Here is a 13,447-nt window from a genome sequence, read left to right as displayed (position 1 = left end):
ATGAAGACATTGTTAAAAACAATCAGTTGTCTGGGCATGTTGGCGGTAGTCACCGGTTGCAGCCAGGAGCAGAAAAAGCCAGATAACCTGAAAGATGCGTATGCCGATTATTTCACTATCGGCTGTGCCGTGAATATGCCGAACCTGAATTCGCCTGAACAGGTATCGTTGATTACGGCTAATTTCAATAGTATTACTGCGGAGAACGACATGAAGCCTCAGTCTACACAACCGGTAGAGGGAGAATGGAACTGGGAGAATGCCGATAAGATTGCAAATTTTGCTCGTGAGAATAAGATTCCCCTTCGTGGTCATTGTCTTGTGTGGCATAACCAGACGGCTGACTGGATGTATCATGATGAAAAGGGTGAATTAGTTTCGAAGGAAGTGTTGTTTGAAAGGATGAGAGAGCATATCCATACGATAGTTAATCGTTATAAAGATGTTATCTATGCATGGGATGTGGTGAACGAGGCTATCACGGATAATCCTGATGCAGATGTTCCTTACCGTCAGTCTACTTATTACAAGATTGCGGGAGATGAGTTCATCAAAAAAGCATTTGAGTATGCTCATGAAGCTGACCCTGCCGCATTACTTTTCTACAATGATTATAATGAAACTAATCCTGTCAAGCGTGACCGTATTTACAATATGGTGAAGAGCATGAAGGCAGAAGGAGTTCCTATCCATGGAATTGGTATGCAGGGACATTATAATATCTCATCTCCTACGGAAGATGAGTTCAGAGAAGCTATTGAACTTTATTCTCAAGTAGTTGATAATATTCATATCACTGAACTTGATGTTCGTATCAACACGGGAGAACAAGGCGGTCAGCTCAATGTGGACCAAACAGATAAGGAACTGGAACTGACGGCTGAGGCTGATTCCGCACAGGTTGCCCAATATGATATGCTGTTCCGTGTGATGCGCGACCATAAGAATGTGGTTCGCAATGTTACCTTCTGGAATGTTTATGATGGTGATTCATGGCTGGATCGTCGTCATGGCAATCGTCTGCGCAATTATCCGCTGTTGTTTGATGATAACTTACAGCCGAAATCGTCTTATGATAAAGTGATTTCGTTTTAAACGAAAGAGTTTATACAATCAATGACTTGACCTACCTCTTCATTCGTCAGTAATGGAGAAATAGGCAGACTTAACTCCTCATTGTGGATATGTTCCGTGATGGGGAGTTGTTGCATCCCGTATTCCTGTATCAATGCTTTCTGACGATGGGGGGGGATAGGGTAATGGATTTGGCTATGGATATTGTGCGCTGTCAGGTAGTGTTGTAATTCATCCCGACGGGGAGAAAAAACGGGGAAGATGTGGAAGACGTTAGACTCTTTTATATCTTCGGTACTGACGGTACACTGTAACTTTGGATATTTCCAGTGGATATTTTCTTTATATAACTGTGCTATTTCTCTTCTCCGGACATTGTCTTTATCCAGGCGGGGAAGTTTCACAGAAAGAACAGCTGCCTGCAATTCGTCCAGGCGGCTGTTTATACCTTGATACAAATGAACGTATTTCTCCGTAGAACCGTAGTTGGCAATGAAACGGACGATAGCGGCTAGACTTGTATCATGCGTTGTTATGGCGCCTCCGTCTCCTAATGCACCAAGATTCTTGGCGGGATAGAAACTGAAAGCTGCAGCATCACTTAGATTTCCGGCACGTAAAAGCTGTTTTTCCTTTCCTGGTAAAACTTTATCATAGATGGCACCATGTGCCTGTGCTGCATCTTCTACTATTTTTAATCCATAGCGGGCGGCTAAATCATATACCCCTTGCATATCTGCTAAACGACCGTATAAATGGACAGGCAGTATGGCGCGTGTACGCTGGGTAATTAATGTTTCGGCATGGATAACATCTATATTGCATGTTTCGGGTAAGGGTTCGCAAAGCACTGGCTTTAATCCGGCATGCAGAATGGAAAGTATGGTGGCAATATAGGTATTGGCTGGAACGATCACCTCATCTCCTGCATTCATCACTCCCAATTCCCGGTAAGCCAGGAATATCAGGGTAAGGGCATCCAGACCATTTCCTGTACCGATGCAATGAGCCGTACCACAGAAATCGGCAAATTCCTGCTCGAAACGGGCCGTAGCTTCACCATGCAGATACCATCCGGAACGGGAGACGCGCAGCAAAGCATCCGAGAGTGCCGGCTCGAAGGAAGCATTGATTTTTTGCAGGTCTAAATACTTTATCATAGTTTCAATTCGTAAAGGTCATTATAGCTTTAGTTTATAGACGTCGTACATGATTGCCCTTGCCCCGAAGCCTTCTTTTTGGAAAAGTAATCCTTCATTCAGCACCTGTCCTCCGTGTTCGGTGGAAATACCAAAGTCGAAGTAACGCTTTTGGGCATAACGGTCGTATATCAGTTGGTGGAATAGCAAATCGAGTGCACCACACTTTTTCCCGCGCGATGAGGCGGCAATGTATTGCACATGAGCTACTTCATCGGTTTCATACACTACGCATCCGCCCAGTGTTTCTGCCTCATTGCATATCCGGAAGAGGGAGATTTGGCGAGGGAAGTTTCTGTGCAACCGGAGAATTTCTTCCAAAGAATGTACCGGGTTCACGCTATATCGCTCGTGGAGGTTTTCTTCCAGTATTTTCCAGAAGGATGTGAAGTCTTCATCTTCTATGACCTTCAAGGCACATGCTCTTGCCTTTTTCAATTGGCGGCAGCGGAGAGTACGGAAAGGCAGGCGGTCGTCTAATGGTATGACGGATGAGATGCTGCGGGCCGTAAGTGTGGCTCCCAGGCGGGTGAGTATATACAGGTCTTCTTCTGCCGGATAGCGGTGGTAGATATGGGGAATGGCCCGGTAGACCAGGGACTTAACATTGCATTCTGCCTGTAAATAATTCAGTGCAGTACGAAATACGTTTTCTGTTTGTTGTAATGTGATAGAAGGAGAGAGAAGTATGCCACCGTAGGTCAACCCCTGGTGGGAGTAGAAACAATCACCGGAAAGGTTTCCTGGAAACAAAGCTATTAGCTTTTGGTTGCAGAAGATCAGTAAAGAGCAGTCCTGAAAGCGGTCGGCATGATAATCCATATAATCGCGCTGCAATAGGAAAGTGCCGTTTTTAGAGCGGCGCACGAAGCGATCCCAGCGTTCTTTATCTTCTGCCGAGTAGCGGACTAAATTCCACTTTTGGTCGGTTGCTGTGCTAACTCCCATGTATTTATCTGTCTTTTTATAACTTTCTGAATTCAAATGTAGATATATTAATCAGATAAATAACGTAAGTTTCACAGGTTTATTATTTGTTCGGAGATATTCGGTAGTGAAGTGGCTCATACCTGCCTGTATATGAACGGTTTGTTCCGTAAGCTTTCTGAACGTATTCGGAAAGCTTACGGAACACGCTCGGAAAGCTTTCCGAATGCGTTCAATAAGCTGTAAGTACATCTTTACCTCTTCTCTGCATCGAAATGAAGGAACTTTCCTTTTTTTCTTTCCGTCAGGGCGTGACAAAGAAAGACTATTTGTTATATTTGTAGCAATTTAAAAACCCGAACAAAATGAAAAGAATGATTTTGAAATTTACTCCCGGTGTACTTTTGGCGGCTGCATTCCTGTTAAGTTCTTGTCACCCTGTATATGAGGTGACAAAAACAGAGGGAACAATGATAGCGATAGATTCCACCTGGGATGCTAAACCCAATGCGGAAGCGGTGGCACTGCTTGCTCCGTATAAGGCAAAAGTTGATAGTATTATGTATCGCGTGGTGGGTACTGCGGAAATGAGTATGGATAAGGGAGCCCCTGAGAGTCTACTCTCCAATTTGGTGGCTGATGTGCTGCGCAATGCTGCCGGGCAAGTGCTGGGTAAGCCTGCCGATATGGGCCTGGTAAATATGGGAGGTCTGCGTAATGTGCTGACAGAGGGACCTATTACCTGCGAAAACATTTATGAGATATTGCCTTTTGAGAATTCCCTTTGTGTGTTGACCATGAAAGGCGTTTACCTGAAAGAATTGTTCAACAATATTGCAGTGCGCCATGGTGAAGGTGTCAGTGGGGTGCAACTTTTGATAACGAAAGACGGAAAGCTGCTGCAAGGTACGGTTGGTGGTCGTCCGGTAGAAGACGAGCAACTCTACACGATTGCTACCATTGATTATCTGGCCGATGGCAATGATGGCATGGTAGCCTTGCCGCAAGCAGAAAAACGGGATTGTCCGGACGGAGCTACCTTGCGTGGTTTGTTCATGGACTATGTGGAGCAGCAGACTGCTGCCGGAAAGAAGATTACTTCCCGCCTGGAAGGCAGGATAACTGTGAAAGATGAGTAATCATCAATTGTTTTTTTCAAATTTATCATTCATAACTCTTAATTTATCATTCATGAAACGTATATATACTCTTTTTATGCTGGCTGTCTGCTGCCTTCTTCCGGTATCGGCCCAAAAAACAGACAGGGAAGTTCATGTGGAGCAGCTTTGTCTGATTTCCCCCGAGTCAGCCCAAGACACCAAACAATTAGTTATTTTGCAGACAAGCGATACGCACAGCCGCATTGAACCCATTGCAGCACATGCTGCCGACCGTTATGCCGGTATGGGGGGAACGGTGCGCCGGTCTACTCTCATTAAGGAAGCGCGCGAGGTTAACCCTGGCCTATTGCTGTTCGACTGTGGGGACATCTCCCAGGGAACACCTTATTACAATCTGTTTCAGGGCGAAGTGGAAGTCAAAATGATGAACCTTATGGGGTATGATGCTATGACAATTGGGAATCATGAATTTGATTTTGGTCTGGAGAATATGGCACGTTTGTTCCGCATGGCAAACTTCCCTGTAGTATGTGCCAACTATGATGTGACGGGCACGGTGTTGGAAGGTTTAGTGAAACCTTACATTACTCTTGACCGCAACGGATTGAAAATTGGTGTATTCGGTCTTTCACCGAAGATGGAAGGACTGGTACAGGCGGATAAATGCGAAGGTGTGGTTTATAATGACCCAATAGAAGTAGCGCAGAAAACGGTGGATGTACTGAAGAATCAGGAGAATTGTGATGTCATAATCTGTTTGTCTCACCTCGGCTATCAACTGAAGGATGCTCCTTGCGATGAGGAACTGGCACAGAAAACGAATCATATTGATGCCATTCTGGGTGGACATACACACACCTTTATGAAAGAACCAGCTATCTATTTAAATAAAGACGGTAAGAATGTCCCCGTGTTGCACACAGGAAAGAGCGGGATCTATGTCGGTATGTTGAAACTGACGCTTGCCAAAAACGAGGTATCTCAATCATCATCTAAGTAATAAATAAAATGAAGAGAACTATTCTCTTAATGTTGGTTGTCCTTTTAGGAGGCAATGCATCATTGCTTTGCGCACAGACGGAAACCTCTTTTCTTCCTTCAGCGGCAGATGCCCGTTGCAAACAGTGGGTAGACTCCGTATATTCCGGATTGAATCTGCAAGAGAAAGTAGGACAGTTGATTGTCACCACCTTTCCTGCCAGGGCGGACAAGAAGAAAAAGAAGCAAATACGTGATTTGGTCAGGAAGTATAAGATTGGCGGATTACTGTTTGCCGAAGGTACTCCGGAAGAACAGGCCATACTGACGAATGTTGCACAGAAGAATTCCAAGGTTCCCGTATTGATTACCTTTGACGGTGAGTGGGGACTTTCCATGCGTCTGAAAGGCACGCCTTATTTTCCGAAGAATGCCGCTCTGGGTTGCATTGAAGATAATAGTTTGATTTATGAATATGGGCGTGAAGTGGCACGTGAGTTCCGTGAACTGGGGGTGCATGTTAACTTCGCACCGGATGCGGACGTCAATACAAATCCTTTGAATCCGGTGATTCATGTACGCTCCTTCGGTGAAGACGCGAAGAAGGTGGCGGAAAAAATCGTGGCTTACAGCCGGGGATTGGAAAGCGGTGGCGTGTTGTCCGTCAGCAAACATTTTCCCGGACACGGTGATACGGATGTGGATTCGCATAAGGGATTGCCGGTACTCTATTACAATCGTGAGCGTCTGGATAGTGTAGAACTATACCCTTTCAAGGAGATGATACATGCCGGATTGGGTGGTGTAATGGTAGGACATTTGCAGGTGCCTGCTCTGGAACCGGATAATATAACGCCCTCTTCGCTCTCTAAAAAGATTGTGACGGGACTGTTGAAGGATGAGATGGGTTTTCGGGGACTGGTGTTTACAGATGCACTGGATATGAAAGGTGTTTCGTCTGTGCCTCGGCTTACGACAAAGGCATTGCTTGCCGGAAACGATATGGTGCTGGTGCAATATAACACAGAAAATGCGGTAGAGGAAGTGCTGGAGGCCGTAAAAGAAGGGTTGCTTCCTGAATCGGAGGTTGAGGCAAAATGCCGCAAAATACTTACCTATAAGTATTTGTTGGGATTGCGTCAGCCACGCCCGCAGCTACAAGTCAGCGGAATGAGCTATCGGATTAATACGGATGAAGCACAGGCATTGGTTACTAAGCTGCGCCAGTCTGCTGTTACGGTGCTGGGTAATCATTTTGGAATATTACCTTTGACACCTGTGGGTGATGCTCCGATAGCAGTGTTGAGTGTAGGTGAGGGTAAAGATAGTATTTTCATTAATGAGATGAAGAAATTATCTCCCGTTCCTATGGATCATTTCCGTTTGACGAAAGAAATGACTGCTGATGCTCGCGGTGAACTGGCACGTAAGTTAGCGGACTATCGCCGTATTGTGGTCAGCGTATCAGGAAGTGATGCCGGGGTGGTTGCCTTTGACGACTTCCTGGCAAATCTGAGCCTGCCCGCACCGATAGTCTATGCTTTCTTTACGTCCTATCGTGGTATGCAACCGCTGGAACCCGCTCTGAGCAAGGCCAGTGCTGTGGTTCTAGGACATTCCTCCGAAACGGATATTCAACAATATGTGGCTGGGGTGATATTTGCCAAGGTTCCTGCACAAGGCAAGCTGTCCATGAGTATCGGAAAGCTTTACCGCGCAGGCGAAGGGAGTGTCATTGTTCCGGGTATGAAACCGGGGAACATTATTCCCGAAGATTTGGGTATGAAATCTTATGAACTACATCGGATTGATGAGATCGTCAAGGCAGGGCTGGCTGCCAAAGCCTATCCCGGCTGTCAGGTGCTGGTATTGAAAGATGGTCAACCTGTATATGACAAGTGTTTTGGTACTCATTCTGATAAAGACACCACTGCCGTGCGTCCTACGGATATGTTCGACCTTGCTTCGCTGACCAAAACAACTGCTACGTTGCTTGCCGTTATGAAGCTTTATGATGAAGGTAAGTTGAGATTGACGGATAAGGCATCCCAATATCTGCCTTTCCTGAGGAATACTAATAAGAAAAATATTACTATCAGGGATTTGCTTCTTCACGAATCCGGTTTGCCACCTTATATCCGTTTCTATCTGGAAGCCATCGATCCGAACTCTGTGCAAGGTCCTTATGCCCAAAGCTGGGTAGATAAATGGCACCGCACGCAGGTGAGCGAGCATAGCTACTATTGTTCGGATTTCAAGTTTAAGAAAGGACTGGTATCTGCGAAAGAATCATCTGTCTATACTCTGCATGTGGCCGATGATATGTGGTTGAATAAGAGCTTCAAGAACACTATCCTGCAAAAGATTGCCCGTTGCGATGTGGATGGTAAACGGTATGTGTATAGTGATCTTGGTTTTATTCTACTGCAACAGGTGGTAGAAGCGGTTGCCAAACTTCCGATGGATCTCTATGTGGCTAAGGAATTTTATGCACCTATGGGCTTGCAACGTACCATGTATCTGCCCTTGCTGAGATATTCCAAACAAGAAATAATGCCTACGGCTGCTAACGATTTTCTGCGCCGTCAGGACTTATGTGGTTATGTGCACGATGAGGCGGCCGCCTGTATGGGCGGTATTTCCGGTAATGCGGGTTTATTCTCTACGGCTACGGAAGTTGCGAAAGTCTATCAGATGCTGCTGAACGGTGGTGAACTGAATGGCAAACGCTATTTGAGTGAAGCTACCTGCCGGTTGTTCACAACGGAAACTTCCGCCATCAGCCGCCGGGGATTAGGTTTTGATAAGCCTTATTTAAGCGACTTGAGGAATAGTCCTTGCGCTCCATCGGCTACGGCTGCCGTTTATGGGCATACCGGGTTCACCGGTACTTGCACTTGGGTGGACCCTGAAAACCGGACGGTATATGTATTTCTCAGTAACCGCCTGTGTCCCAATGTCTGGAACACGAAACTGGGAGAGATGAATATCCGGACAAACATACAGGAAGCGATTTATAAAAGCCTGAAATAGCCTGAGCATAAAACAATAGGAGGCACGGTAAATACAGTATTTTTTACTAATTAGTCAAAAAAACTCTGTATTTACCGTGCCTTTGTGTTTGAAATGATATAACTTTGGTAGCCTTAATGTATAGATGATAATGAAAAAACTACTCCTATCCTTCCTTATGATTTGCAGTTGCTGTGCCCACTTCGATGCTCAGGCGCATCGTCTGCCCGTACAGCAATCTCCCATAGCTCCTGTTGAACCAATAATAATTCGCCAGCTTTCCGGTGATGAGCAATGCAGGCAATGGGTGGACTCTGTAATCGACAGGATGAATCTGAAAGAACGTATCGGACAACTCTTCATTTATACGATTGCTCCACAACAAAATAAAGCCAACCGCGACCTGCTGCGCAAAGTGGTGGACAACTACAAAGTGGGTGGCTTGCTCTTTTCCGGTGGTCTGATAGAAAACCAGGTGGCTCTGACGAATGAAGCGCAGAAAATGGCGGATGTCCCGTTGATGATAACCTTCGATGGCGAATGGGGGCTTTCCATGCGATTGCGTGGCACGCCGGTGTTTCCCCGTAACATGGTTCTGGGTTGTATACAAGACGATAAACTTTTGTATGAATATGGACGCGAGATGGCACGGCAATGTCGCGAGCTCGGTGTGCAGGTAAACTTTGCTCCGGTGGCGGATGTGAATATCAATCCCAAAAACCCGGTCATCAATACCCGCTCTTTTGGAGAAAGTCCTGCGAATGTGGCAGATAAGGTAATAGCCTACTCCCGTGGTCTGGAAGAGGGCGGTGTGCTTTCTGTAAGTAAACACTTCCCCGGTCATGGCGATACGGATGTGGATTCGCACCATTCATTGCCGATATTATCCTTTTCGCGTGCACGCTTGGATAGTGTGGAACTATATCCGTTCAGGAAAGCCATTCAGGCAGGATTGTCCGGAATGATGGTGGGACATCTGGAAGTGCCGGTACTTGAACCGAAGCGGGGAGTGCCGTCTTCACTCTCCCGCAAAGTGGTGCACGATTTGCTGACGCAGGAAATGAAGTTTCAGGGATTGGTGTTTACGGATGCGCTTGCCATGAAAGGTGTTTCTACTACTGACCAGACAGTTTGCTTACAGGCCTTGAAGGCAGGACATGATTTGTTGCTTGTCCCTCGGCGGATTAAGGAAGAAGTAGATGCTGTGCTAGATGCTGTGAAAAGTGGTGAATTGACGGAGGCTGAGATTGAGGCAAAGTGTCGGAAGGTGCTTACCTATAAGTATGCTCTCGGATTATCGAAGAAACCTGTTGTTCGTCTCTCCGGTTTGGGAAATCGTATCAATACGGCGCATACCCGTGACTTGATACATCGTCTGAATCAGGCAGCAATCACCGTGTTGAAGAATAAAGATAATGTGCTTCCGTTGGATGCGGATACCCGGGAGGTGGCTGTGCTCAATGTGGGTGATGCAAAAGAAATACAACCTTTCCTGAAAGAACTTTCCGGATATATCAATGCCTCTACTGCCGGTAATACCTCCTCTGTTGGGGCGAATAATCATTCGCCCGGGATGCACAACACCATGCCCGCCGTCTTCCAACTTCAAAAGGAATTGCCGGAGGCTGCACGCAAGCAATTGCGCGACTCTCTGTTGCAATACAAACGTATTCTTGTTTGTGTTACGGAACATCGCCTGGTGCCCTATCAGGCTTTCTTTAATGAATTTGCTCCGGATGTACCGGTGGTCTATCTGCTTTTCATTCCCGGTAAACAAGTGTTGCAGATACGCCGGGGAGTATCGACGGCTGATGCTGTAATACTGGCTCATTCTTCGATTGATGATGTACAAACCCAGGTGGCTGGAATACTTTATGCCGATGCCACGGCTGATGGACGCCTTTCGGCAAGTATCGGCAATCTGTTTGCAACGGGTGACGGACTGGCTATCACTCCAAAAACACCGCGCCACTTTGTTCCCGATGAATATGGGGTGAATTCCCGTTTGCTGGCGCGTATCGATGAAATAGCAAAAGAAGGTATCAAAGAAGGTGCCTATCCCGGTTGTCAGGTCGTGGTACTGAAAGATGGAAAGGAGATGTATAACAAAGCATTTGGAACACATACTTGGGGAGGGGCTGTCGGCATCTCCACCCATAAACTTCCTGCGGCGGTGAATATTCCCGGTGCTGGTCTTTCCGTGTCTCCGACGGATGTTTACGACCTGGCTTCTCTGACAAAGACCACAGCGACGCTGCTTGCCGTGATGAAATTGTATGATAAGGGCCGTCTGAGTCTTACTGACCGGGCTTCGGATTATTTGCCTTGGTTGCAGGATACGGATAAGAAAGATATTACTATTCGCCAGTTACTGCTACATGAGTCTGGGCTGCCTTCTACATTACTTTTTTATCAGGAGGCCATAGATGAGGATAGTTATGGCGGAACTCTTTTCAAGGCGAAACCCGATGCTGCGCATTCAGTGCAGATAGGTAGCCGTACATGGGCGAATCCGAAATTCAAGTTCCGGAAAGGACTGATGTCTAAAGTGCGTACAGCAGAACATACGTTGCAGGTTAGTGATAGCTTGTGGCTGAACCGTTCCTTTAAAAAAGAATATCAACAGAAGATTGTGAAAGCACCTTTGCGCGACCGTCGCTATCGCTATAGTTGCGTGGGTTTCATCTTGTTGCAACAGGTGGTTGAGGCACGAACGGGTATGTCGATGGATGCTTTTCTTGAGCAGGAATTCTATGCACCGATGGGTCTGAAGCGTACGGGGTACTTGCCTTTAAATGGTGCTGCTACTGCCGGCGCCGCTTATGCCGGTATTGTTTCCGGCAATCATGCGCCTATACCGAAAGCTGAAATTATACCTTCTTCCGTTGACCCGTTCTTGCGGAAAACAGTTCTTCAAGGTTTTGTGCATGATGAGTCTGCAGCCTTTTTGGGTGGTGTGTCGGGCAACGCCGGACTATTCTCCAATGCTACGGAAGTGGCTCGTATCTATCAGATGCTGCTGAATGGCGGTGAACTAGATGGCAAACGCTATCTGAGTCCTGAAACTTGCCGTGTATTTACTACTACCGTTTCACGTATCAGCCGTCGCGGTCTTGGCTTTGATAAGCCCGACCGCCAGAATCCGGCAAAGAGTCCGTGTGCAGTTGCCGCTCCGGCTACGGTCTATGGGCATACCGGCTTTACGGGCACTTGTGCTTGGGTAGATCCGACGAATGGACTCGTTTATGTTTTCCTTTGCAACCGCATTTATCCCGATGTGTGGAATACGAAGCTGATGAAGTTGGATATTCGGACACGGATACAGGAAGTAATCTATCAGGCGTTGAAATAGCTTGTCACTTAAACCAACTAAGGGAATAGCCCCCCGCTCACGCGGCCGGTTATTCCCTTTTTTCACGTCTTGAAACAATCAATTAATACCAGTCAAACTTATTATCTGTGTTGCAATGCAAATTATGTTAGAATGCAATACCCAGACGCAGACCGAAGTTGCTCAAACCGTCTACACTGTAAGTGAACAAGTCACCTTTGTTAGTGCCGTAGCTGTAGTAAGCTGCGATGTGCAGACCCGGTCCGTAAGCCCATGGGTAGATGTTGAGACCGATTTCCGGTGAAACGTAGAAACCCCAAGTGCTCTTGTTAGCCTCGTAAACATTGAAAGTAGATTTGATCTCAGCGTATTGAGGGCCTACTTTCAAGCCAACGTAAGGTTGGAAAGCACTGCCACGGTCGAAGGTGTAACGTCCGGCAAGACCGAAAGGCAACTGGAACAGCGTGTGCTGCTGGTCGGTATTGATGCTACCGCCTTCACCTACGGGCAATGTCTGGCGTCCGAAGTATTCGTGGTTGCTGTGGTAAGCTAAGAAAGCACCGAGTGCAATGTTCGGGGTTACGTAATAACCACCTTCAAAACTCATACCCCATCCGCTGGCTTTGTCAGCGAAGTGGTTGCTCAGGGGGAAGTTGAACTGCCAATCGATATTGGCATAACCGTTATCGGTCAATTGTGCCTTTGCCGGCATGGCGAAGACGAGAGCCAAGGCAGCAACTGCCAGTACTCTCATGGAAATATATTTTATTGTTTTCATACTTGTTATTGTTTTTAAGTTCCGGGATAGCCCGCTTCCGGACTATCTTCTACTGACTACTTAACTACTAATTATTTATTAGTAAGATATGAGGATTGAGTGAAAGCCTGGTTTACACCTTCAACCGCCAGCTTCGCGTTGACTGAGCTGGAGCCGCTGAGCAATCCGCTCATATAGCTTGTCCAGAGTACAGGCAGTTTTTCTTTTTCGCCTTGGGTAGCTTCCAGATTGAGAAGTTCGGTGATGAATGAACCGGTGCTATAAGTATAAGTCACAGCATACGGGTAGTACCATCCACCCCAGTTACCCCAGTAAGGTGCATCCCAGTAGCCCGGGTAGTTCCACCACCATTCGGGGCGTCCATAGTCATTAAAGTAGTAAGTGCTCTTGATGTAGCTGACCTGCAAACCAAGGTTGGCTTCGTCACGATCGTCTACGCGGACATAACCACGATTGCTCATGTTGGTTGCATAAGCTTGCAGAATTTCCTGAGCGTTATCATCTTTCCAATATTCAGCTTCTTTCTTGTCGCCGATGATGAGGATGCTGTCCGGCATGTAGTACGTTTGGAAAGCTTTAAAGTCAGCTTTCGCATCATAATTGGTATAAACCAGATACTTGTTGTCCAGCTTATCCGTGTCAGGGTCTTTTTCGCAGGCTGCGAAAGTCAAGACCACCAATAATAGGGGAATTAATTTCTTCATACTTCTTATAATGTTTAGGTTAAATATAAAAATCCTGCCCTGGTACCTCAGGCTTTTGGTACATGAACAAGATAAAAAATAAAAGGTTCAGAAAGGGGTATGTTAAATTTGTATTCTTTTGTCGGAAAGTGTTGCTGTGTTGTGGCTCAGGCGTAGGGTAAATCGGGGACTCAGGTACCTGAGCCTTGCCTTAGTGGAATGTTTCTGATGAAAGATAGGTGCGTATCTGATTGATAAGTAGTTCGTTGTAGTTTCCTATAGGTAGGGAACTGCAGTTTCTTGCCTTGGGAACTGTAGTTTCCTAAGCTTGGAAATTACAATTT

Annotated in this window: 9 protein-coding genes; 5 read left to right on the top strand and 4 right to left on the bottom strand. The window is 46.4% G+C overall.

Going from position 1 to position 13,447, the window contains the following annotated elements:
- The gene (locus HMPREF9447_RS08930; RefSeq protein WP_009129389.1) at window positions 1-1,095 is read left to right on the top strand and encodes an endo-1,4-beta-xylanase; all 1,095 of its coding nucleotides are present in this window, start codon (window positions 1-3) and stop codon (window positions 1,093-1,095) included.
- Here the strand turns inward: HMPREF9447_RS08930 and HMPREF9447_RS08925 are convergent.
- Both HMPREF9447_RS08925 and HMPREF9447_RS08920 read right to left on the bottom strand, forming a co-directional pair.
- Window positions 1,092-2,234 carry a DegT/DnrJ/EryC1/StrS family aminotransferase gene (locus tag HMPREF9447_RS08925; RefSeq protein ID WP_009129388.1) on the bottom strand — a complete coding sequence of 381 codons (1,143 nt, stop codon included), beginning with the start codon at window positions 2,232-2,234 and terminating at the stop codon, window positions 1,092-1,094. The two genes, HMPREF9447_RS08930 and HMPREF9447_RS08925, sit on opposite strands and share 4 nt — an antisense overlap.
- A 21-nt stretch (window positions 2,235-2,255) precedes the next feature.
- Window positions 2,256-3,221, bottom strand: a complete 966-nt coding sequence (locus tag HMPREF9447_RS08920) for a GNAT family N-acetyltransferase (protein WP_009129387.1) — start codon at window positions 3,219-3,221, stop codon at window positions 2,256-2,258.
- 344 nt (window positions 3,222-3,565) lie between these two features.
- Between HMPREF9447_RS08920 and HMPREF9447_RS08915 the strand changes: the two genes are divergently transcribed.
- The 4 genes from HMPREF9447_RS08915 to HMPREF9447_RS08900 all read left to right on the top strand — a co-directional run bounded on the left by HMPREF9447_RS08915 (window position 3,566) and on the right by HMPREF9447_RS08900 (window position 11,663).
- Window positions 3,566-4,339: a 5'-nucleotidase C-terminal domain-containing protein gene (locus tag HMPREF9447_RS08915; RefSeq protein ID WP_009129386.1), complete on the top strand. Its 774-nt coding sequence runs from the start codon at window positions 3,566-3,568 to the stop codon at window positions 4,337-4,339.
- Window positions 4,340-4,391: 52 nt separating this feature from the next.
- A complete protein-coding gene (locus HMPREF9447_RS08910) occupies window positions 4,392-5,321 on the top strand; it encodes a bifunctional metallophosphatase/5'-nucleotidase (RefSeq protein WP_009129385.1) in 930 nt (309 codons plus the stop codon).
- Between the two features lie 8 nt (window positions 5,322-5,329).
- On the top strand, window positions 5,330-8,332 hold the full coding sequence (locus HMPREF9447_RS08905; RefSeq protein ID WP_009129384.1) for a glycoside hydrolase family 3 N-terminal domain-containing protein: 3,003 nt from the start codon (window positions 5,330-5,332) through the stop codon (window positions 8,330-8,332).
- Between the two features lie 130 nt (window positions 8,333-8,462).
- Window positions 8,463-11,663: a glycoside hydrolase family 3 N-terminal domain-containing protein gene (locus HMPREF9447_RS08900; protein WP_009129383.1), complete on the top strand. Its 3,201-nt coding sequence runs from the start codon at window positions 8,463-8,465 to the stop codon at window positions 11,661-11,663.
- Between the two features lie 127 nt (window positions 11,664-11,790).
- Here HMPREF9447_RS08900 and HMPREF9447_RS08895 read toward each other — a convergent pair whose 3' ends face one another.
- Both HMPREF9447_RS08895 and HMPREF9447_RS08890 read right to left on the bottom strand, forming a co-directional pair.
- A complete protein-coding gene (locus HMPREF9447_RS08895) occupies window positions 11,791-12,420 on the bottom strand; it encodes an outer membrane beta-barrel protein (protein WP_044137937.1) in 630 nt (209 codons plus the stop codon).
- 71 nt (window positions 12,421-12,491) lie between these two features.
- Complete coding sequence (locus HMPREF9447_RS08890; RefSeq protein ID WP_009129381.1) at window positions 12,492-13,124, bottom strand: DUF4136 domain-containing protein; 633 nt, start codon at window positions 13,122-13,124, stop codon at window positions 12,492-12,494.
- Window positions 13,125-13,447: the final 323 nt, after the last annotated feature.

It is taken from the genome of Bacteroides oleiciplenus YIT 12058 (assembly GCF_000315485.1).
Taxonomy (GTDB): domain Bacteria; phylum Bacteroidota; class Bacteroidia; order Bacteroidales; family Bacteroidaceae; genus Bacteroides; species Bacteroides oleiciplenus.
This window is presented reverse-complemented; position numbering and strand designations above follow the sequence as displayed.